Source organism: Pseudomonas sp. BS3767 (assembly GCF_900099665.1).
GTDB classification, from domain to species: domain Bacteria; phylum Pseudomonadota; class Gammaproteobacteria; order Pseudomonadales; family Pseudomonadaceae; genus Aquipseudomonas; species Aquipseudomonas cerasi.
Map to the genome: position 1 here is coordinate 21,512 of NZ_FNCX01000002.1, position 21,078 is coordinate 42,589.

Annotated in this window: 18 protein-coding genes and 1 pseudogene; 13 read left to right on the plus strand and 6 right to left on the minus strand. The window is 59.3% G+C overall.

Annotation, left to right across the window (positions count from 1 at the left end; all coding sequences use genetic code 11):
* Positions 1-66: 66 nt before the first annotated feature.
* The 7 genes from BLR16_RS04570 to BLR16_RS04600 are packed head-to-tail and all read left to right on the plus strand — an operon-like array spanning position 67 to position 6,372.
* Positions 67-744 carry a thermostable hemolysin gene (locus tag BLR16_RS04570; RefSeq protein ID WP_054082152.1) on the plus strand — a complete coding sequence of 226 codons (678 nt, stop codon included), beginning with the start codon at positions 67-69 and terminating at the stop codon, positions 742-744.
* Entirely contained in the window at positions 734-2,215 is a 1,482-nt protein-coding gene (locus tag BLR16_RS04575) for an AMP-binding protein (protein WP_074804587.1), read from the plus strand. The genes BLR16_RS04570 and BLR16_RS04575 overlap by 11 nt, the downstream gene beginning before the upstream one ends.
* A complete protein-coding gene (locus BLR16_RS04580; RefSeq protein WP_024663476.1) occupies positions 2,212-2,901 on the plus strand; it encodes an iron-containing redox enzyme family protein in 690 nt (229 codons plus the stop codon). Before BLR16_RS04575 ends, BLR16_RS04580 begins: the two co-directional genes overlap by 4 nt.
* Positions 2,888-3,697 carry an SDR family oxidoreductase gene (locus BLR16_RS04585; protein ID WP_003412774.1) on the plus strand — a complete coding sequence of 270 codons (810 nt, stop codon included), beginning with the start codon at positions 2,888-2,890 and terminating at the stop codon, positions 3,695-3,697. Before BLR16_RS04580 ends, BLR16_RS04585 begins: the two co-directional genes overlap by 14 nt.
* Positions 3,694-4,335 (plus strand): tetratricopeptide repeat protein, encoded by a 642-nt coding sequence (locus BLR16_RS04590; RefSeq protein ID WP_003431073.1) that lies wholly within the window; start codon positions 3,694-3,696, stop codon positions 4,333-4,335. Before BLR16_RS04585 ends, BLR16_RS04590 begins: the two co-directional genes overlap by 4 nt.
* Positions 4,336-4,345: 10 nt before the next feature.
* The gene (locus BLR16_RS04595; protein WP_003393295.1) at positions 4,346-5,008 is read left to right on the plus strand and encodes a response regulator; all 663 of its coding nucleotides are present in this window, start codon (positions 4,346-4,348) and stop codon (positions 5,006-5,008) included.
* The gene (locus BLR16_RS04600; protein ID WP_074804597.1) at positions 5,005-6,372 is read left to right on the plus strand and encodes a sensor histidine kinase; all 1,368 of its coding nucleotides are present in this window, start codon (positions 5,005-5,007) and stop codon (positions 6,370-6,372) included. Before BLR16_RS04595 ends, BLR16_RS04600 begins: the two co-directional genes overlap by 4 nt.
* Before the next feature lie 39 nt (positions 6,373-6,411).
* Here BLR16_RS04600 and BLR16_RS04605 read toward each other — a convergent pair whose 3' ends face one another.
* Both BLR16_RS04605 and BLR16_RS04610 read right to left on the minus strand, forming a co-directional pair.
* Positions 6,412-7,647: a HAMP domain-containing sensor histidine kinase gene (locus tag BLR16_RS04605; RefSeq protein WP_161437936.1), complete on the minus strand. Its 1,236-nt coding sequence runs from the start codon at positions 7,645-7,647 to the stop codon at positions 6,412-6,414.
* An 11-nt stretch (positions 7,648-7,658) separates the two neighbouring features.
* The gene (locus BLR16_RS04610) at positions 7,659-8,348 is read right to left on the minus strand and encodes a response regulator transcription factor (RefSeq protein ID WP_003393298.1); all 690 of its coding nucleotides are present in this window, start codon (positions 8,346-8,348) and stop codon (positions 7,659-7,661) included.
* 216 nt (positions 8,349-8,564) lie between these two features.
* Here BLR16_RS04610 and bamA point away from each other — a divergent pair, with 216 nt between their 5' ends.
* Positions 8,565-10,937 carry an outer membrane protein assembly factor BamA gene (gene bamA / locus BLR16_RS04615; protein WP_074804604.1) on the plus strand — a complete coding sequence of 791 codons (2,373 nt, stop codon included), beginning with the start codon at positions 8,565-8,567 and terminating at the stop codon, positions 10,935-10,937.
* 119 nt (positions 10,938-11,056) lie between these two features.
* Complete coding sequence (locus BLR16_RS04620) at positions 11,057-11,470, plus strand: hypothetical protein (protein WP_003431083.1); 414 nt, start codon at positions 11,057-11,059, stop codon at positions 11,468-11,470.
* A gap of 19 nt (positions 11,471-11,489) precedes the next feature.
* Here the strand turns inward: BLR16_RS04620 and BLR16_RS04625 are convergent, their stop codons facing one another.
* Positions 11,490-12,389 carry a LysR family transcriptional regulator gene (locus BLR16_RS04625; RefSeq protein ID WP_060708118.1) on the minus strand — a complete coding sequence of 300 codons (900 nt, stop codon included), beginning with the start codon at positions 12,387-12,389 and terminating at the stop codon, positions 11,490-11,492.
* Between the two features lie 88 nt (positions 12,390-12,477).
* Between BLR16_RS04625 and BLR16_RS04630 the strand changes: the two genes are divergently transcribed.
* A complete protein-coding gene (locus BLR16_RS04630; RefSeq protein WP_074804607.1) occupies positions 12,478-13,290 on the plus strand; it encodes an NAD(P)H-dependent oxidoreductase in 813 nt (270 codons plus the stop codon).
* A gap of 82 nt (positions 13,291-13,372) precedes the next feature.
* Here BLR16_RS04630 and BLR16_RS04635 read toward each other — a convergent pair whose 3' ends face one another.
* Positions 13,373-14,401 carry an alpha/beta hydrolase gene (locus BLR16_RS04635; RefSeq protein WP_074804610.1) on the minus strand — a complete coding sequence of 343 codons (1,029 nt, stop codon included), beginning with the start codon at positions 14,399-14,401 and terminating at the stop codon, positions 13,373-13,375.
* Positions 14,398-15,660, minus strand: a complete 1,263-nt coding sequence (locus BLR16_RS04640) for an MFS transporter (RefSeq protein ID WP_074804613.1) — start codon at positions 15,658-15,660, stop codon at positions 14,398-14,400. Before BLR16_RS04640 ends, BLR16_RS04635 begins: the two co-directional genes overlap by 4 nt.
* A 106-nt stretch (positions 15,661-15,766) precedes the next feature.
* Here BLR16_RS04640 and BLR16_RS04645 point away from each other — a divergent pair, with 106 nt between their 5' ends.
* Positions 15,767-16,660 carry a LysR family transcriptional regulator gene (locus tag BLR16_RS04645; RefSeq protein ID WP_072366829.1) on the plus strand — a complete coding sequence of 298 codons (894 nt, stop codon included), beginning with the start codon at positions 15,767-15,769 and terminating at the stop codon, positions 16,658-16,660.
* Between the two features lie 15 nt (positions 16,661-16,675).
* On the opposite strand, the gene BLR16_RS04650 is transcribed toward BLR16_RS04645, so the two are convergent.
* Positions 16,676-17,788, minus strand: coding sequence for an XAC2610-related protein (locus BLR16_RS04650; protein WP_074804614.1), 1,113 nt, complete (start codon positions 17,786-17,788; stop codon positions 16,676-16,678).
* A 158-nt stretch (positions 17,789-17,946) separates the two neighbouring features.
* Between BLR16_RS04650 and BLR16_RS04655 the strand changes: the two are divergent.
* Positions 17,947-18,648: pseudogene (locus BLR16_RS04655) on the plus strand (mechanosensitive ion channel domain-containing protein); the annotation flags it as partial.
* Between the two features lie 973 nt (positions 18,649-19,621).
* Positions 19,622-21,043: a site-specific integrase gene (locus tag BLR16_RS04660; protein ID WP_074804620.1), complete on the plus strand. Its 1,422-nt coding sequence runs from the start codon at positions 19,622-19,624 to the stop codon at positions 21,041-21,043.
* Positions 21,044-21,078: the final 35 nt, after the last annotated feature.

The following is a 21,078-nucleotide window of genomic DNA, read 5'->3' on the forward strand; positions in this document are numbered from 1 at the left end:
CAGATTCGGTTAAGAAAGCGCTTCGATACTCCACCCTACTCGCTGACCGGGGGAGGAGCCTCGCCAATGCCTGATATCGATTCGAACATTCGTCTACCGCTGAGTTTTGGCAATGCCGGGGCCCCCACCCTGACCCTCTTCCGCGCCTTGGCGCATGAACAGCCGCGTGAGCCTCTGGAACGGTTCGTTCAGCAACAATTTCGCAAGGCCCACAACGCCGACGTCAGGCAATTCATGCCGGAGCTTTTCGGGCTTCAGGACGGCAGCGGCGCGCTGTGTGCGGTTGCCGGCATTCGTCACGCCAGCGCCGGCACATTGTTTCTGGAGAACTATCTGGATGCGCCCATCGAACAACAGGTCAACGCTGCAGCAGGGCGACTGATCGAGCGCCAGGGCATTGTCGAAGTCGGCAACCTGGCGGCCAGCAGTCTGGGCAGCGCCCGGCTGAGCATCATCACAGTGACCTGGTTGCTGGCGATGGGCGGTTTCGAATGGGTCGCCTTTACCGGCAATGCGGCGCTGGTCAACAGCTTCAATCGTCTGGGCCTCAATCCGGTCACGCTGTGCACTGCCGATCCGGCACGCCTGGGTGAAGAACGTCACACCTGGGGCTCGTATTACGACTCACGGCCCAGCGTGCATGTCGGCGACATCCGTGCCGGTTTTCTGCACCTGAGCAGCATGGGCATCTTCGAGCGCTTTGGACTGCCACAGACACTGGAGCCTGATAGCCATGTCGCATGAACGTGAAGCCTTTTGGCAAAAACTGCAGACGCTGGCCGATGAGCAGCCCCGGGCCATCGCCCTGCAAGGCGAAGACCGGACGCTGGATTACACCGCACTGATCGAAGAGGTTACGCAGCGCCGCGAACAATTGCGCGTCGCCAATGCGCGGATCGTGGCGCTGCTGCTGGACAACAGCCCCGACGCCCTGCTCTGGGACCTGGCCGTGCTGTTCGAAAGCCTGAGCTGCGTGGCGCTGCCGCCGTTCTTCAGCGCCGCTCAACGACAACACTGCCTGGAACGAAGCCAGGCGGACACGGTGATTACCGGATCGATCTTCGCCCAAGAGCTGCAGGCCTCTGATTACAGGCAACACGGCGCACTCTGGCAACGCCGCGCTGCTGAGCAACCGTACATGCCGGCGGGCACCGCCAAACTGACCTTCACGTCGGGCACCACGGGCACCCCCAAGGGCGTGTGCCTGAGCGCCGACAGCATCCTCACGGTAGCTCGCGGGCTTCATGAAGCCAGTCAGTCGGTACACCCCGTGCATCATCTGAGCCTGTTGCCGCTGGCGATCCTGCTGGAAAACATTGGCTGCTACGCGGCCTTGTATGCCGGCGCACGCATCAGCCTGCCGAGCCAGCAGGACCTGGGTATCCAGGGTGCCAGTGGCGTCGATGCGTCGCGTCTGCTGATGTTTTTACAGCAGCGCCGCCCGGACAGCATGATTCTGGTTCCGCAATTGTTGTTGCTGCTGGTGACGGCCTGCGAAGCGGGCGCGTTCGATGCGTCGATGCTGCGCTTCGCCGCAGTCGGTGGCGCACGCGTCAGCCTTGATCTGCTGTCACGCGCTCAAGCGGCGGGCCTGCCGGTCTTCGAGGGCTATGGTCTGTCGGAGTGCGCCTCGGTCATCACCCTCAATCGACCGGACGCCCAGCGTGCCGGCAGTGTCGGTCGCCCACTGCCGCACATTTGGCTACGGCTTGCGGCTGACGGCGAAGTGCTGGTGGCCGGCAGCCCGATGCTCGGCTATCTGGGCGACACGACACCCACACCGGCCTGGTGGCCTACCGGCGATCTGGGTGAGCTCGATGCTGACGGCTACCTGTACTTGAAAGGCCGCAAGAAACATCAGTTCGTGACCAGCTTCGGACGCAACGTCAATCCGGAATGGATCGAAGCCGAACTGACCCAGAACCTCTGCATCGCCCAGGCGTTCGTGTATGGCGAGGCTCTGCCGTCCAACCACGCCCTGCTCTGGCCATCGCGCCCCGGCACCACTGACCTGCAGATCGACGAGGCCGTCAACCGGGCCAATCAGACGCTGCCCGATTACGCCCGCGTCACGAGCTGGACCCGTCTCGACGAGCCTTTCAGCCCGGCAAACGGCTTGTCCACTACGAATGGCCGGCCTCGCCGCGAGGCCATTCTTGAACGCTACCAAACCCTTTTCACGCCCTCCAACCTGACCCAAGGTGCCTTGTCATGAGCTTTTTTCAGACCCTGCAGGATGCGACCCAGGAACAACGCGAAACCCTGTTCAACCTGCCGATCATCCGCCAGGCAATGGCCGGCCAGGTCAGCCTGGAAAGTTACCGGGCGTTTCTGACTCAGGCCTACTACCACGTGCGCCATACCGTGCCGTTGATGATGGCTTGCGGCGCGAGGCTGCCGTCGCGCATGGAATGGCTGCGCGCGGCCGTCTGTGAGTACATCGAGGACGAATACGGGCATGAAAAGTGGGTACTCAACGACCTGCGTGCCTGCGGCGGTCAGGCTGACGCCGTGGAAAACGGCCAACCCGGCGCGCCTATCGAACTGATGGTCGCCTACCTTTACGACCTGATCGCACGTGGCAACCCGGTGGGCCTGTTCGGCATGGTCAATGTGCTGGAAGGCACCAGCATTGCCCTGGCTACGCACGCAGCAGACAGCATGCGCAAAGGGCTCGGCCTTGGGCCAGAAGCGTTCAGTTACCTGAGCTCTCACGGCAGCCTGGACATCGGCCACATGGAAACCTTCCGAAAACTGATGGACAAGGTCGATGATCCGGACGATCAACAGGCCGTGATTCATGCGTCGCGCATGGTTTACCGCCTGTACACCGAGATGTTTCGCGAGTTGCCGGGTGCTGCGCTGACCGTGCACAAGGGGTCCGATCATGCGGCTGCCTGACGCGCACGTCGTTCTCACCGGTGCCAGCGGCGGCATCGGTCTGGCAATCGCCGAGGCACTGTGCAGCCAGGGCGCCAAGGTGCTGGCGGTGTCGCGGCACGTGCATCCGCTGCGTCAGTTGCTCGAGCTCTACCCGGCCAACCTGCACTGGGTCGAGGCGGACCTGTGCACGGCGCAAGGTCGTCAGCAAGTAGTCCGTGCGGTTGGCGCCGTGCCTGGCGTCAACCTGCTGATCAATGCGGCGGGCACCAACCATTTCGCGATGCTCGAGCAGCTGTCAGCCAGCGACATCGATTCCATGCTGACCCTCAACGTGCATGCACCGATCCAGTTGACCAGCCTGATGCTGCCGGTGCTCAAGCAGGCCAGCGAAGCCATGGTGGTCAACGTCGGTTCTACCTACGGCTCCATCGGCCATGCCGGGTATGCCACCTACTGCGCCAGCAAGTTTGCGTTGCGAGGGTTTTCCGAAGCGCTGCGTCGCGAGCTGGCCGACACCCGGGTGGGCGTACTGTACGTCGCCCCGCGTGCCACCCGGACCAGCATGAACAGCGCCGCAGCACAGGCACTGAACGACGCGCTGAGTTCGGCAGTCGACGACCCGCAAGACGTTGCCCAAGCGGTGCTTCAAGCCATTGCAGGTAATCGCAGAGAGCTTTACCTGGGGTGGCCGGAGCGTTTTTTCGTCAGGCTCAACAGCCTGTTGCCGACCCTCGTGGACCGCGGCCTGCGCAAGCATCTCCCGTTGATCCGCCACCACAGTTCACCCATTGCGCAAGAGAAGCACATACCATGAAAAGAATCGCTTTCGTCGTCATGAGCCTGATCAGCCTGCCGCTCTGGGCACTCGATGCACCCGACCAGCAACGTCTGGCCGGTATCCAGAAAGAATGGGCGCATATTCAGTACGGCCTGCCCGAGAAGCAGCGTGTCGACGCATTCGAGAAGCTGGCCACGCAAACCACGGCCTTCACTCAGGATCGTCCCGACGCAGCAGAAGCGTGGATCTGGTCGGGTATCGTCACCAGCAGTTGGGCCGGGGCACAAGGCGGCCTTGGCGCGCTGGGCAAAGCCAAACAGGCAAAGGCCGACCTGGAAAAGGCCATGACCCTCGACGCCAATGCCTTGCAAGGCTCGGCCTACACCAGCCTGGCAGCGCTGTATGACAAAGTCCCCGGCTGGCCGATAGGCTTCGGCGACTCGGCCAAGGCCGGGCAATTGCTGGAGCAGGCGTTGAAAATCAACCCGAACGGCATAGATACGCTATTTTTCTCGGCGCAACATCAGTTCGATCAAGGCAACTATGCTCAAGCACAGCAAGCCCTGAACAAGGCGTTGCAGGCCCCCCCCCGTCCGGGCCGTGAAGAGGCCGACGCCGGGCGCAGGAAAGACATTCAGTCGCTGCTCGCCAGCGTGAACAAGAAGCTCAACTGACGGAGAGACCATGCGTCTGCTGCTTATCGAAGACGACGTTGCACTGGGCGAAGGCATTCAGCAGGCACTCAGCCGGGAAGGCTACACCGTTGACTGGATCAAGGACGGCAGCAGCGCCCTGCATGCCCTGCTCAGCGAGAGCTTCGATCTGGCCATTCTCGACGTCGGCCTGCCGACGCTGAGCGGCTTTGAAGTGTTGCGTCGACTGCGTCACAGCGGCTCGACGCTGCCGGTCATGATCCTGACCGCACGCGACGCCACCGAAGACCGGATTATCGGACTGGACAGTGGTGCTGACGATTATCTGGTCAAACCCTTCGATGTGTCCGAGCTGAAAGCCCGCTTGCGCGCCCTGCTACGCCGGAGTGCCGGGCGCGCCAAGGTGCTGATCGAACACAACGGCATCCGTCTGGACCCCAGCACGCAACAGGTCAGCTATCACGATGCTGCAGTTGCGCTGACGCCCAAGGAATACCAATTGCTGTATGAATTGCTCTCGCCACCAGGCAGGGTCATGACCCGCGAACGGCTCATGCAGCTGCTCTATGGCTGGAATGAAGAGGCCGAAAGCAACACCCTCGAAGTGCACATTCACCATCTGCGCAAAAAGTTTTCCAGCACCCTGATCCGTACCATTCGAGGCGTGGGTTACCTGGTGGAGGAGCGTTCTTGAAGTCGATACGCCGCCGCACACTGACACTGATCATCGGCCTGCTGCTGTGTGGTCTTCTGGTCCTGACGCTGTTCAACGTGCATGACAGCAATCACGAAATCGCGGAAATCTACGATGCCCAGCTGGCGCAGAACGCAAGACTGCTGGAAGGCGTGATGCGCATGCCCATGGAGCGCAAGGAACACGCGCAGCTCTATCAGGCCTTCAATCAGGCGCTCGCCCAGGCCGAACCGCGTGTGGACGGCCATCCTTACGAGGGCAAGATCGCCTTTCAGGTCTGGGACAAGGACAACAATTCGCTGGTACACACCGCCAGCGCCCCGACCTTCACTCATCCGCCACAGAGCACCGGGTTCAGTGATTTCAATGACATGACCGGCCATCAATGGCGAGCCTTCGTGCTCAGGGACCAACAGCACGGGCTGCTGGTCTGGGTCGGTGAGCGCGATGACGTGCGCTCGGATCTGGTCAACCGCATTGTGCGCCACACGGTCTTGCCGAACCTGATCGGCAGTCTGGTGCTGATGATCGCCATCTGGCTGGCGATCCGCTGGGGGCTGAGGCCACTGGCCGATTTCGCCAATACCCTGCGTGGCCGTAACGCCGGCTCTCTGCACCCTCTGCAACTCAACGCCCTGCCCGCTGAACTGGAGCCCATGCAGGCCGCCCTGAACCGCCTGCTGGGGCAGATTCAGGACCTGCTCAAACGCGAGCGACGCTTCATTGCCGATGCGGCCCACGAAATGCGCACGCCTCTGGCGGTCCTGCGGGTGCACGCGCAAAACGTCCTGGAAGCGCACAACGAAGAGCAGCGGCAACAGTCGCTGGGCTACCTGATCATCGGCGTGGACCGTACGACGCGGCTGGTCAACCAGTTACTGACCATTGCGCGTCTGGAGCCCGGCCCTTCGCCAGCGGGCAAGGTAGCGGTGGATCTGGTCAGCGCCGTGCGCGACAGTCTGGTGCAGCTGACACCGTGGGTGCTGAGCAAGCATCTGGAGCTGTCCTTTGAATGCACTGAAGCCAGCCGCGAAGTCATGGTCGACTTCCCCGCGCTGGACATTGCCTTGCACAACCTGATCACCAATGCCGTCAACTTCTCACCCGAAGGTGGCCAGGTCACGGTGGGGCTGACGTTCAGTGAGCATTGCTTCCGGCTCAACGTCGACGATCAGGGCCCCGGTATCGACGAGCAGGAGCGCGAGCGCTTGTTCGAGCCGTTCTACAGCCGTGGCAACGATCAAGGCGTGGGTCTGGGACTGGCCATCGTGCAGAAAGTCGCGCTATTGATGGGTGGCAACGTGAGCCTCGACAATCGTCCGCAGGTTGGGCTCAGGGCCAGTCTGCAGGCGCCGCTGCGCTGAGCATTGAGCAACGCGCCGAGGGACGGTCATCGAGCGCAGTCACGACACCGGCAGCAGTACATCGACCACCAGACCGCCGCCCGGCCGATTGCGTGCGGCGATCTGCCCGCCGTGCATTTCGATAGCCCGCAGGGCGATGGCCAGGCCCAGACCAAAGCCCTGCGCGGCATTCTCCGGACCGCGCTCGAAGGGCTGGAAAATCCGTTGCAGACACGCCTCGTCCACACCTGGCCCCTGATCGATGACATTGACCATCAGGCACAGCGGCTGGGCCTGAACGTTGGCGACCACCACCACATCCGTGCCGACCGCCGTGTGGCGAACGGCATTGCGGATGACGTTTTCGAAGGCCCGATAAAGTAATTCGCTGTCGACCTGGGCGACGAAAGATCCGGGAGCCTGCAGCCTGACCCGACACTGCTTCAGTCCGGCCTCGAATTCGGCATCTTCGACGATGGCTGCCAGCAGGCTGATGACATCGACCTCGTCGCGGGTCAGGCTTTCGACATCGCTCTGCATGCGCGCCAGGGTCAGCAATTCTTCGATCAGCGAGTCCATTCGCTCCGATTCGCGCTCGATGCGTTCGAGCATGTCCAGTTGGGTCGGCTCCTGGCGCAGCAGGCCGATGGCGGCACTCATGCGCGTCAGCGGCGAACGCAGCTCATGGGAAATGTCATGCAGCAGTTGTTGCTGGGAGTCGGCCATGACCTTGAGCTGATTGGCCATGCGGTCGCAATCCTCGGCGAGGTCGACGATTTCATCGCGCCGCCGGCCCATATCAGGTTTCACCCGTGTGTCGAATCGGCCTCTGGCGACCTTGCCCATCGCCTCGCGCAATTTAATCAGCGGTGCCACCAGATAGCTGCTGAGAAACCAGCTGAACAGCGCGCTCATGACCGTGCCGGTGATCAGCGGATTGAGGTGAGAGGGTTGATCGTCATGGTTGGGACGCTGGGTAGAGCGGATATGCACGAGTGCACCTTCGCGCGTACGCACGGCGAGTTCGAAGCGAGGGTTTTCCAGCGAATCGCCCGCCAGCAGCATCCCCTGGCTGTCGTAGAGACCGACCTTGCTGTGACCCTCCGGCTGCCAGGCATCGAGCAACGCCCGCCCTGCGGCAATGCCCGAGCGCTGCAAAATGCGCACTTCGTTGTCGAGCACCGTGCTGAACGAGGGATCGTCCCGCCCTGCCTGGGTGAACATGAACAGGCCGGCACCGACCATGAAGGTCAGGCTGGTCGCCAGCCAGAACGCCAGAAACAGCTTCCAGAACAACCGGCTCGGCCTCATGGCGTGATCAACATATAGCCCAGATTACGCACGCTCTGTATCCAGCTCTGGTTATCGTTGCGCGGGCCGAGCTTGTGGCGAATGCTGCTGATGTGCACGTCGATACTGCGATCGTAGCGGGCCAGCGGCCGTCCCAGCGCGTTCATCGACAGGTTCTGTTTGCTGACCAGTTGCCCGGCATGCCGCGCCAGCTCTTCGAGCAGGCAGAACTCGTTGCCGGTCAGTTCAAGCGTCACGCCCTGCCAGCGCGCTTCACGCTTGCCTGGCCAGAGCATCAGCTCTCCGGCCTGAATCACATCCCTGACCGTCTCGATCACCGGCACCGCACGCACCCGGCGCATGATCGCCCGCAGACGCGCCACCAGCTCACCCGGCGAGCTGGGCTTGGGCACGTAATCGTCGGCGCCCAGTTCCAGACCGGAAATACGGTCGATATTGTCGCCGCGGGCGGTCAGCAGAATCACCGGCACCTGGCTTTGCGCGCGGATCCGCCGCAGCACCTCAATGCCGGAGATGCGCGGCATCATGATGTCCAGCACGACGATGTCGTGACGCCCGGACAAGGCTTCAACCTCGCCCTCTTCAGCGCTGTTGGTGCAGGTCACGTCGAAGCTTTCACGGGTCAGGTACTGGCTGAGCATTTCCGTCAGTTCCCGATCATCGTCGACAAGCAATACGGAAGTCATGGCAGGCCCTTGATTGGTAGTTGCCGATTATCCCGGCGCTGCTGCGGCGTGTCAGCCGGGCTCGTTGATCTTTACCTAACCTTACACGGCGTTAACCGTCCCCAACATGCCCTCCCCCTATGCTGCGCAGCCAACAGCGCCCGCCGGACCGGCCCTTTCTGGCGTGTCATCGGCAGCGCTCAAATGCCTTTGTCGCAGCTTTCTGGAAAGGGTTTGATGATTTCTTCGCGTCTGCTTCTATCGTTCTGCCTGTTATTCAGCGTCCCGCTGGTACACGCCGATACTTTTGCCATCTCGGACATCCGCGTCAACGGCCTGCAACGCGTATCTGCCGGCAGCGTATTCGCTGCGCTGCCGCTCAATGTCGGCGATCAGGCCGATGAGCAGCGTCTGGCCGACGCGTCGCGCTCACTGTTCAAGACCGGTTTCTTTCAAGACATCAACGTTGCACGCGATGGCAATGTGCTGGTGATCAATGTAGTCGAACGCCCTTCTATCGCCAGTATCGAGATTGTCGGCAACAAGGTCATCAGCACCGACGACCTGATGAAGGGGCTCAAGCAGTCGGGGCTCAGTGAGGGCGAGATATTCCAGCGCGCCACGCTTGAAGGCGTGCGCAATGAACTGCAACGCCAGTATTTCTCCCAGGGCCGCTACAGTGCCTCGGTCGATACTCAGGCGCTGCCTGCACCACGCAACCGCATTGCCCTGAAAATCACCATCGACGAAGGGACGGTGGCGTCGATCCAGCACATTAACGTGGTCGGCAACACCGTGTTCTCCGATGAACAACTGGCTGATCAGTTTCAGCTCAAGACCAGCAACTGGCTGTCGTTTTTCAAGAACGATGACAAGTACGCCCGCGAAAAACTTTCCGGCGACCTGGAACGACTGCGCTCCTGGTACCTGGACCGCGGCTACATCAACATGGATATCAACTCGACGCAGGTATCGCTGACACCTGACAAGAAAGGCGTGTTCATTACCGTCAACATCACCGAAGGCGACCGGTACACCGTGGGCAGCGTCAAACTGGGCGGCGACCTGAAAGTGCCGAAGGACCAGCTCGAACAACTGATTCTGGTCAAACCGGGCCAGGTGTTTTCACGCAAGGTCATGACTGACACCACCAACCTGATCACCCGTCGTCTGGGCAACGATGGCTACACATTCGCCAACGTCAATGGCGTGCCGAAAGCCAACGAGGCCAATCACACCGTCGATATCAGTTTCGTGGTCGACCCCGGCAAGCGCGCCTACGCCAACCGCATCAACTTTCGCGGCAACACCAAGACCGCCGATGAGGTGCTGCGTCGTGAAATGCGTCAGATGGAAGGCGGCTGGGCCTCGACCTACCTGATCGACCAGTCGAAGGTGCGCCTGGAGCGTCTCGGTTTCTTCAAGGAAGTGAACGTCGAAACGCCAGCGGTCCCCGGCACCGACGATCAGGTGGACATCAACTACGCCGTCGAAGAACAAGCCTCGGGCAACATCACTGCCAGCGTGGGCTTTTCGCAAAGCGCCGGGCTGATACTGGGTGGCTCCATCTCGCAGAACAACATCCTCGGCACCGGCAACTTCGCCAGCCTTGGCATGACCCGCTCCGAGTATCAGACCAAGTACAACTTCGCGTTCACCAACCCGTACTTCACGCCTGACGGGGTGAGCCTGGGCTACAACGTTTTCTACAACGCGACCGACTACAGCAAGTACTACGACGATGACGACGAGGTCTCCTACTATTCGCTCAACAGCGTGGGCGCCGGGGTCAACCTCGGCTATCCGATCAGCGAAACATCGCGCCTGACCTACGGGCTGTCGATCCAGCGTGACACCCTCGACGCCGGCAGCTACAGCGCTGACGAGATCTACGACTTCATCGAGCGCGAGGGGGATGCGTTCACCAACCTCAAGGCCAGCGTCGGCTGGTCGGAATCGACCCTCAACAAAGGCGTACTGGCCACCCGCGGTCACTCGCAAAGCCTGACCCTGACCAGCACCGTGCCGGGCAGTGACCTGCAGTTCTACAAACTCGACTACAACGGCCAGACCTTCCTGCCGCTCAGCGACACCACCTCGCTGCGCCTGCATACCAAACTCGGCTACGGCAACGGTTACGGCGATACCGACGGCCTGCCCTTCTACGAAAACTATACGGCGGGCGGCCAGGCCACGGTGCGCGGCTTCAAGGACGGCACGCTGGGGCCACGCAATACCCCCGCCACCGGCACCTACGCCAGTCAGGGGCAGATCTACTATTCCGACCGCGACACCGAAGCCCTGGGCGGCAACATCCTGATCACCGGCGGCATGGAATACCTGTTCCCGATGCCCTTCGTCAAAGACCAGAAATCCCTGCGCACCTCGCTGTTCTGGGACTTCGGCACGGTTTACGCGGACAAGTGCTACCTGACCACCACGCAGAACTGCGGCAACATCAATATCGACCAGATGGCCAGTTCGGTCGGCGTCGGCGTGACCTGGTACTCGCCGCTCGGCCCCCTGAGCTTCGACCTCGCCGTGCCGATCAAAAAGCCCGAAGACGCCGAGACCCAAGTGTTCCAGTTCTCGCTGGGCCAGACCTTTTGAGGCGGACCTTTTACAGCATGAACAAGGCGGTCTTTACCCAGCATTACCTGGCCCGGACCGCGCTTTACATCCCGTCGTTGAATACTGCCTGCACTACTCATCAGGTCAGGAGTCGTTACATGAGCCGCGAAGTCAGACAGATCACCCCCGATGTGCAGGAAATCATCCAGCACGCCTTGCGCTCACTGCTGGGCAAAGGCTTCGTCATCGCGCTGTTCGGCAGCGAGGATGCAACCGGGGCCATGCACTACCACCTGCGTATCGACCACGACGCCACGGGGCTGGGCATCGAGCATCACGACAACGTCGAAGACGGTTTCATCGACGATATCTTCATGCTCGCCACCCGCATGAAAGCCATGCTCAAGCACCGCGAAACCCTGTCTCGCATGCACGGCGGCAGCCAGGCGACGGGGCAGGTCCGGCTGCTGACCTGGATCACCGAGGACAACAGCCAGACAGTCATGCAAACCGCCGAGGCTGCGGGGCGCGAGTGTTTGAGTGCGTTACGCGAACGCAGGCTGCGGGCTTGAATCATGAGCGCCGCACGGCTCAATCAATGGCCGAAGCCATCAGTTCTCGCAGCCACATATGAGCCGGATCACGGTGCAAACGCTCAGGCCACAGCATGAGCATTTCAAACCCGGGAATCGAAAGCGGCGGTTCCTGAACCACGAGCGTCGGCTGGGCGCGCACCAGCCGTTCGGGCACCACTGCAACCAGGTCGCTGCTGGTCAGTGCAGACACCAGCGAGCCGAAATGCGGCGCCGACAACACGACCCGTCTGCTTAACCCCTGCGCCGCCAGGGCCTGATCGGTGCTTCCGGCGAACCCGCCGCCGTTGGGAGACATGACCGCATGCTCCAGCTCACAGAAACGTGTCAGCGATACGGGCTGCACAAAATCCGGATGATCATGCCGGGCAGCAAGCACATAACGTTCATGGATCAACGACCGCTGACGCAGCTTGGGCGGCGCCTCATCGCGGGTGTGCAACGCCAGATCCAGTCGACCGCTTTCGAGATCCGCGGCAAGGCTGACCGGGTGCTTGTTCAACAGGGCCAGGCGCGTACCCGGAGCACTGCTGCGCAACCTGCCGAGCGACGGCCATATCAACGCGATGGTCGCGTAGTCGCTGGCGGCCACGCGCCAGGTGTGATCGGCCTTTGCCGGATCGAAATCCCGACCGGGCAGCAAAGCGGACTCCAGCGCTGCAAGCGCCTGCCTGAGCGGTTCGCGCAGTTGTTCGGCCCGCGCAGTCGGGGTCATGCCCCGCGGTCCCGGCAACAGCAATGGATCACCCAGTACCTGCCTCAGCCTGCCCAATTGCAGGCTGACCGTCGGCTGAGTCAGGTTCAGCCGATGCGCCGCGCGGGTCACATTCTGCTCCGAGAGCAATGCATCCAGCGTGATCAGCAAATTGAGGTCGATACGCCGCAAGGTATTGTTCATGCACATACCCAGTGTTTGGGAGATTGATTTCCAGCATACCCGATCGAGTGTGTAGCGTTGCCTCATGACAGACAAACCGGAGCCCCTCATGAACGTACTTATTGTCTACGCCCACCCCGAACCGCGCTCGCTGAATGGGTCGTTGAAAGACTTCGCAGTCGATCATCTGCAGAGCAAAGGCCATCAGGTGCAGGTGTCCGACCTTTACCAGATGGGCTGGAAGGCGACAATCGACGCCAACGATGCACCTGGCCTTGAGAGCAGCAGCCGCTTTGACCCTGCCCTTGAGTCGCAACGCGTATTTGCCGCCGGTATTCAACCGCCGGACATCGAGGCCGAACAGGCCAGATTGCTCTGGGCAGACGCCGTCATATTTCAGTTTCCGCTCTGGTGGTTTTCGATGCCGGCAATCATGAAAGGCTGGATAGAGCGGGTGTACGCCTGTGGTTTCGCCTACGGCGTGGGCGAGCACAGCGACCAGCACTGGGGTGATCGATACGGTGAGGGAGCGCTGGCAGGCAAGCGCGCCATGCTGACGGTGACCATGGGCGGCTGGGAGTCCCACTACAGCGAGCGTGGCGTAAACGGGGCGCTGAACGACGTGCTCTTTCCTATCCAGCACGGCATCCTGTTCTATCCAGGTTTCGAGGTGCTCGCGCCCTTCCCTGTGTACCGGGCAGGCAAGGTGGACAGCGCAACCTTTGCGCGGATTTGCGCCGACTACGGCGACCGCCTGGATACCCTGTTCACCCTTGAGCCCTTGCCGTTTCGCAGGCAGAACGACGGTGACTACGAGATCCCGGCGCTGACATTGCGTCCTCATCTTGCAGCGGGTCGGCAGGGGCTGGACATTCACCTTCGTGATGAGGATGAGGATGAGGATGAGCCTGCGGATCTTTAGGCAGATTTGAAACCACCAGTGACCGATAACAAAAAAGCCCTGCTTGTGCAGGGCCTTTTCATGCGTAGCGCTTTCAGGCGGATTACTTCAGGTTGTTCTTGAAGAACTCGCCCAGCTTGTCGAACGGGATGAGATCGACCCGATCGTAAAGATCCACATGCCCGGCCTCTGGCACGATGATCAATTGCTTGGGCTGGCCGGCCAGTTTGTACGCTTCCTCGCTGAACTCCAGCGAGTGCGCCTTTGAACCGGCGATGAACAGCATCGGGCGTGGCGAGATGGTCGCGATGTCGTTGAACGGATAGAAGTTCATGAACTTGATGTTGCTGGTCAGCGTCGGGTGAGTGGTCAGTTCGGGGGACTGGCCTTCGGGCGTGAACTCGCCCCGTGGCGTGCGATAAAAATCATAGAACTCGCGTTCGATCGGGCCGGATGTGTCAGTCAGTTTGTGTACCGTGCCACTGGTATACGCGGTGTCGCCGCCGCTGTATTCCACGTCACGTTGCAGTGCCGCCTGCTCGATGAGCTTCTTGCGCTGCGCCAGCGTCTGCGAGTGTTTCAGGCCGTTGCGGTTGGCGGCGCCCATGTCATACATGCTCACCGTGGCGATGGCTTTCATGCGCGGGTCGATCTTCGCGGCACTGATGACAAAGCTGCCGCTGCCGCAAATCCCCAGCACGCCGATTCGTTTTTTGTCCACGAAGGTCTGCGTGCTCAGGAAGTCCACTGCGGCGCTGAAGTCTTCGGCGTAGAGATCGGAGGAAACGGCGTTACGTGGCTGGCCTTCGCTCCCGCCCCAGAACGACAGGTCCAGCGACAAGGTGACAAACCCTTGCTCGGCCAGTTTCTGCGCGTACAGATTGGCGCTTTGCTCCTTCACCGCCCCCATCGGATGGCCGACGATGATTGCCGGAGCTTTAACGTTCGGGTTCGAGCCTTTGGGTATAAACAGGTTGCCCGCGACTTTCATCTTGTACTGGTTGTTGAACAGCACTTTTTGCGCAACGACCTTGTCGCTTGTGTAGAAATTATCGGCACCGTGAGACATGTCTGCTCCTGTCGCAGCGTATGAGCTGATTAAAAGCCCAAGCATCAAAAGAATCTTTTTCATGGCGTGTTACCTCGTTGATAAATTGACCCGCGTTTATCTGCCCGGCCCTGACCGGTGTTGCTTTCCTGCAGGGACGCGTTGTCGCGTGCCGTCCAGGCCAGCGCGGCCGAACACGCCAGTAACACGCCACCGAATGCGAACGGGCTCCACCAACCGAAGCTGTCGAACAGCGCACCGCCGATACCGGCCCCGGCGGTGATCGCCAATTGAATGGTCGCCACCATCAGGCCGCCGCCCGCCTCGGCATCGTCGGGTAGCGTACGGCTCAACCACAGGCCCCAGGCGACCGGCGCAGGTGTGGCAATCAGCCCCCAGACGGCAAGCACAATGGCGACGGACTGAGGTGAATGGCCCAGGCCGGTCAGCGCCACGGCCAGCACCGCCATCAGCAACGGAATGGCGATCAGGCAGGCATACAGGCCTGTGTGCAGCAGCCTGCCGATCAGGTAGGTGCCAACCAGCCCGCTGGCCCCCAGCGCCAAAAGCATCAGGGACAACGTGTTGACGCTGACCCTGGTGATCTCTTCCAGAAACGGGCGCAGGTAGGTGAAGACGGCGAACTGGCCCATGAACAGCAACACGATCGCGCTCATGCCAACGGCCACTTGCGGGTTGCGCAGCAGGCGGAACGGATTGCGTGCCCGGTTGTTCGGCTGACTGCGCATGGCCGGCAGGCTCAGCCACTGCCAGGCAAACGCCAGCGCCGCGAGCGGGATAACCAGGAAAAACGCCCCGCGCCAACCGATGTACTGGCCCATGAAGCTGCCCAATGGCGCGGCGACCGTCGCCGCCAGCGCATTGCCGCCGTTGATCAGTGCCAGGCCCTTGGCGACCGATTGCTTCGGCACCAGCTTCATCACGGTGGCGGTCGACATCGACCAGAAACCGCCAATGGCAATCCCGAGCAATGCACGTCCCGTCATGAATAACCAGCCGTTGGAGGCCAGCGTGACGATCACGCCAGACACCAGCAGCAACAGGCTGAAGCCCAGCAGGACAGGCTTGCGATCCAGATGTCCGGTCAGCGGCGTGTTCAGCAGACTGGTCAGCACGGCAAAAAAGCCGGAGATCGAAATCGCCTGCCCTGCCTGCCCCTGGCTGATACCGAGGTCCTGCGCGATAGGTGTCAGCAGGCTGACCGGCATGAACTCCGACGCAATCAGCACCACCACACACAGCGCCATCGAAAACACGGCGCCCCAGGCTGGCGGATGAGTGGTTATTTCGGACTGCTTCAGGGTTGAATCAAATACTTGCATGCGTCCTGACCTGGCGACGTTAAAAATGAGTCGGCACAGGTTAGGGCAAAGGTATTAGGATGATTAGACACCACAATTTATACGCGCTTGTGAGAGGGATTCAGTAATGAGCACACCCAAACTCAATGACCTGCAAGCCTTCCTGCAGGTGGCACGCGATCAGAGCTTTACCAAGGCCGCGACCAGACTGGGCGTTACGCCTTCAGCCCTGAGCCACACCCTTCGTGGCCTTGAAGAGCGCATGGGCCTGCGCCTGCTGGCGAGAACCACCCGCAACGTGGCCCCGACCGACGCTGGCGAACGGCTGATGCGCTCGATCGGGCCGCTGCTGGATCAGATTGCCGCAGAAGTCGAAGTGCTGGGCGAACTGCGCGACAAACCCGCCGGCACCATTCGCATTACCTGCTCTGATGACGCCGCAGAAGGCATCATCCGCCCGATGCTTGCAGGGTTTCTGGCGCAGTACCCGGATATTCAGATCGAGATCTGCATCGACTACGGCTTCACCAATATTGTCAGCGAACGTTTCGATGCGGGCATCCGTCTGGGGGAGTCCATCAGCAAGGATATGATTGCCGTGCGCCTGGGGCCTGACTGGCGCTTGTCAGTGGTCGGCTCGCCGGCCTACTTCGAGCGACATCCCGTCCCGCTGCAGCCTCAGGACCTGACTCAACACACCTGCATCAACATCCGCCACTCGCCAAACGGCAGTTGCTACGCCTGGGAGTTCGAGAAGGACAGCCGCAAGCTCAACCTACGGGTCAACGGGCAATTTACGTCGAACAGCATGATCCATGTGCTCAACGCCGCACTGGACGGCGTGGGCCTGGCCTACGTGCCGGACTCCATGGCCGAGCCGCACATCGCCAGCGGCCGCCTGAAAGAAGTGCTGGTCGACTGGAGCCCTTACTTCGAAGGTTTTCACTTGTACTACCCGAACCGGCGACAGGCGTCGCCAGCATTCAGCGCGTTTGTCGAGGCGGTGAGGTATCGGGGCTAGCACCCCGCCGCCTGATTACTGCGCGGCTTTCAACGCATGCGCGACCTTGTTCAGCGAACCTTGAGCAGGCTCGGCAAGCAGTTTCAGCTCGGTGGTTTTGCCACGCACCACCACTTGCATGGCGGTGGGCGCACCCTTTGCGTCACCCACGATCCGGTAAACGGTGTCGCCGCGCACGAAGCTCAATACGTGCATGGCAGCGTCGTACTTCAGTTGCTCACCTTCAGCCTGGGGAAACAGCAGCCCGACCTGATTCTTGCTGTCCACGGCCGCGTAGAAGACCGGGCTTGCGTCCCCTGAGCGGAACAACACAATGCGCTTGCCGGACGGCGCGAGCCTGAACGACAGAAGAATCTCACGCTGCTGGTCTTCCTCCCAGACGATGCTGGTGGTGTGCGTCATCTTGCCATTCTGATTGCGACTGACTGTTTCAGTCGGCAGTCCCGACCCACCGGTATGGTCAAGGACCGTCTGCGTTTCCAGAACCGGCTCGCCATTACGGATGCTGTAGGTAGACGTCTGGTGCCAGCAGCAACCGTCCTTGGTCATGGTCTCGATCTTGCGGGCTTTCTCATCCACGCTGAACAGGCCGCAGTTGTTTTGCGCCAGTTCGGAAAACGAATCGCTGTGCCGAAAACCATCGGCCGTGCCGAGAAAGACCTGATACGAGGGGCCGTGATAACAGCTGTTCTGCCCGTCCATCAAGGCCAGGTCCTTGATGCCATCGAAGTTGAAATCCTGATAGATCAGTACGCTCTGTTCGCCATAGGGCAACTCGTGCACATTGGTTTTGACCTTGCCGGTTTTCGGGTCAGTGCCGAGCACCAGTTCATCGGACTGCACGCGGATCAACGCCGCACCGCTGGCCTTGTCGTACACGTTGATCACGCCGGGACGAAACACATCGTCCTTGGCTGAAATATCCAGCGTCGCACGGTATTTATCGGAAAAATCCTGCAGGGCGTAGTTCTCCCGGGGCGAGCCCGCGAACCCTGCTGCGTCCATTTCACCGTAGGTCGGTAACGCACCGGCGGCACTGACCAATGTCGACGAGGCCAGACCGACCAGTACCCACAAGGCCTGCAACCCGAGACGTGACGCACAGCGTTGAACGATGGATAGGTGCAAGACGCAACTCCTTTGATAATGAGCGATGAGTCTACTTCAGCGATCGATACAATTTGAAATCATTGCCCAACGTACACTTCGTGCTCACGGGCCGCCCTGTCCGACCCGGTAAATGTTCTAATCACGCCCCCTCCTCGCTTAACGGGCCCGATGCTTTTATGGATATTCACTCGCTTTGGCTCAAGACCCAGGAAATCTGGGACATGCTCGATCAGCACCCGTGGGTACGCACCGGGCTGGCGCTGATCCTGTTGCTGACCGCCGCACTGGTGCTTGGCCGCGTGGCGCGCTTTCTGGTGCTGTACGCCGTCAGGATGCTCGGCCGTCAGCCGTCCCTGCACTGGGTCAACGACTTCCGCCACAACAAGGTCTTTCACCGACTGGCGCAGATGGTGCCGTCACTGGTCATTCAGTTCGGCCTCACGCTGGTCCCGGGCCTGAGCACTGCGGGCCGGAACGTGATCGGCAACATCGCCATGGCGTTCACCATCCTGTTCATGACATTAGCCATCGGCACCCTGCTCAACGCCCTGCTGGACATCTACGCGCGCACCGAACACGCCCGCACGCGCTCCATCAAGGGTTACGTGCAGCTGTCGAAGATGATTCTTTACGTCTTCGCCGGGATCATCATCGTCGCCACACTGATCGACCGTTCGCCCCTGCTACTGCTGTCCGGCCTCGGCGCCATGTCGGCGGTCATCCTGTTGGTCTACAAGGACACCCTGCTCTCCTTCGTCGCCAGTGTGCAGCTGACCAGCAACGATATGTTGCGCGTCGGCGACTGGATCGAAATGCCGCAGGTCGGCGCAGATGGCGACGTGGTGGACATCACCCTGCACACCGTCAAAGTGCAGAACCACCCGTGAGTTTTCACCGATTGACTGATCCCTGTGAGTTCTTCAAAAAAATGGACAACCTTGTTTCCAAGAATTCTCACTAGCAAGGCCGCAAGTGCCCACATCCTCCGTGTCATCAGCAGGCAGTGTTAATAGTCAAACTTCACGGCTACATGCAATCGATCTGCTGCCCTATAAGCCAACAGAAATGCGATTAGGCTGGTGCGTGCTCCGAGGCTTTGCAGATCACGTCCTTGAACGTCAGTCCGTCTCCGGCTCCATTCCTTCAGCTATAGAACCCTGGCCCGATGTCGATTTTCCCAGCGGGGGGGTGAGAGATTTGCTGTGTGAGTCAGATTTCAACCTGAGCTGTGCTAGACCTAGCGATACCTATCACTGGCATCACTCGTAAGCGGACACGATCAACTCGCTCTGCTTAGCGAATAATTAAGTACATGCTTCGGAACTCATGCTTGAACATCGAAACGTTCTGGCAGAGTGAGCGCGGGCCTAGATCGCCAGTGGGCTTCGCCCTTTCGCTGGTAAGTTGGAGTACACCTCCACGCCTCGTGGCAGTGCCCCCCAGTGCCACGCCTTCCGCATGATGACTACATTTCAGAGCGCTCCTCTCCAGCTGCCGGTTTGGCAGCCGTTGGTCATTAACCAATGTACCTATCTTAGATAACATCACACTCAGTTGATTTTTTTTATATTTAATATCCACAAACTATATATACAATCAATCACGCCTCCTTCCAACCTCCAACTCACCCTCAAAAACCTCAACCCCCAAAGACATGCGGACTGGAAGCCAAGCGCTCAAATAAAGCAAACAAAGGATGATACAAAATTAAATTGTCAATTAATTAGATATTACCGAAGAAACCCTAAAAAATGGATTAGAGGATACTTCCAGCATACTTTGAATGATGCTTGACAGCGCCTGCTCTAAAACTTTAAATCCCATACCCGAACCCATTCAGTCCTTCTAAGCATGCCTGTAGCAGTCAACCGAGAACCGCGCCAGACTCCATACCGAAAGTATCGGTTTTTAGTGCTTCCTCTCATCTCCGTATTTAAGGCAGAAATAGCTTCCGATGATGAACTGCTTGAGGCGGCGGCAATCATCCAAGGCAAATACCTTATTCGCCCCTTCAAGAGCGATTCGGGAAAATACGAACTGAGGAACGTCCCGGTCATTCTTAAGCCAGACGGCACCATATGGCGCCACGGGTCTCTCTACATTCTTTCAAGAGCGTCAGAGTACAGCCCTCCTTCCGACCAGACGCTGAGATCGTATGCGAAAGGCTTGGTGGATTACGTCAATACCCTGGCCATTGATCAAGTAGATTATCTATCAACTCCACTCAGACAGAGCAATCGACCTACTTATCACTATAGAGCCGAACTTGAAGAACGAATAAAGGGAAATTTACTTGCAACTTCTACGGCAAACTCGCGCATTAGCATCGTAGTGAATTTTTATCGATGGATGAAAAATCGTTTCGATTACCATCCTACTCAAGATCTTTGGATTGAAATAAAAAAATACGTTCGCTACAACAATCGACAAGGCTTTAGCAGTGGCAGAGAAGTAATCACCACCAACCTAAATATAACATCGTCACCAGAGGTCAATACAGGTGAGTACATTGTAGACGGCGGCAAGCTATACCCGTATTGTGAAGAGCAGCAGCGCACACTCATCAAAGTTTTGTTTGAAACACAAAATACAGAGATGATCCTTAGCTTTCTCGTTGCACTCACTAGCGGAGCACGCTCGCTGGCAACATACACCCTGCGAACGACTGATATAGTAAATCCTGAAGCCGTGAGAGGGACAGAAGTAGCTATAAGAATAGGGCACCGCACAGCGATTGATAACAAAAACAACAAGTCAATGAACATCTATATTCCATCATGGTTAAATCGTCTCATCTACATATACATAAATTCTGAACGCTACAATAAAAGAGCTTCTAAAGCGGGGCAGCCAACGGATGGCGCACAATATGTTTTTCTTACATCTCATGGCAATCCGTTTCACATTGCAAAAAGCGACATGAGAAGAGGACAAGACAACCCGATCCAAGAAGGAAATTCTGTTCGAAAATTCATCTCCGAGAAACTTCAGCCTGCCCTGAACAAACTTGAAACATCATTCAAATTTCGCTTTCACAACCTAAGAGCTTGTTTCGGCATGAACCTTCTCGAGGAAAAGCTTAAAGGTTTACCAGTTAATTCTGTGGCTTACACACGAGCACTCGGGAAAGTCCAGCAGCGCATGGGGCATTCAGAAAGAAGCACCACTGAAAGATATCTAAACTATCTCGAGGATAAAGAGCTGACATTCCAAGCTCAAAGCATGTTCGAGCAACACTTACAGACAATGTCAGAAAACTATGTATATTGTTAAGGTCAAGTCCTACTTACGCCGGGTTTCCGGCGTCA

Bases quoted from the DNA above. Each gene is read 5' to 3' on its own strand.
- BLR16_RS04570 (WP_054082152.1), top strand. From the start codon at position 67: ATGCCTGATATCGATTCGAACATTCGTCTACCGCTGAGTTTTGGCAAT.
- BLR16_RS04575 (WP_074804587.1), top strand. From the start codon at position 734: ATGTCGCATGAACGTGAAGCCTTTTGGCAAAAACTGCAGACGCTGGCC.
- BLR16_RS04580 (WP_024663476.1), top strand. From the start codon at position 2,212: ATGAGCTTTTTTCAGACCCTGCAGGATGCGACCCAGGAACAACGCGAA.
- BLR16_RS04585 (WP_003412774.1), top strand. From the start codon at position 2,888: ATGCGGCTGCCTGACGCGCACGTCGTTCTCACCGGTGCCAGCGGCGGC.
- BLR16_RS04590 (WP_003431073.1), top strand. From the start codon at position 3,694: ATGAAAAGAATCGCTTTCGTCGTCATGAGCCTGATCAGCCTGCCGCTC.
- BLR16_RS04595 (WP_003393295.1), top strand. From the start codon at position 4,346: ATGCGTCTGCTGCTTATCGAAGACGACGTTGCACTGGGCGAAGGCATT.
- BLR16_RS04610 (WP_003393298.1), bottom strand. From the start codon at position 8,348: ATGACTTCCGTATTGCTTGTCGACGATGATCGGGAACTGACGGAAATG.
- bamA (WP_074804604.1), top strand. From the start codon at position 8,565: ATGATTTCTTCGCGTCTGCTTCTATCGTTCTGCCTGTTATTCAGCGTC.
- BLR16_RS04620 (WP_003431083.1), top strand. From the start codon at position 11,057: ATGAGCCGCGAAGTCAGACAGATCACCCCCGATGTGCAGGAAATCATC.
- BLR16_RS04625 (WP_060708118.1), bottom strand. From the start codon at position 12,389: ATGAACAATACCTTGCGGCGTATCGACCTCAATTTGCTGATCACGCTG.
- BLR16_RS04630 (WP_074804607.1), top strand. From the start codon at position 12,478: ATGAACGTACTTATTGTCTACGCCCACCCCGAACCGCGCTCGCTGAAT.
- BLR16_RS04635 (WP_074804610.1), bottom strand. From the start codon at position 14,401: ATGAAAAAGATTCTTTTGATGCTTGGGCTTTTAATCAGCTCATACGCT.
- BLR16_RS04640 (WP_074804613.1), bottom strand. From the start codon at position 15,660: ATGCAAGTATTTGATTCAACCCTGAAGCAGTCCGAAATAACCACTCAT.
- BLR16_RS04645 (WP_072366829.1), top strand. From the start codon at position 15,767: ATGAGCACACCCAAACTCAATGACCTGCAAGCCTTCCTGCAGGTGGCA.
- BLR16_RS04660 (WP_074804620.1), top strand. From the start codon at position 19,622: ATGCCTGTAGCAGTCAACCGAGAACCGCGCCAGACTCCATACCGAAAG.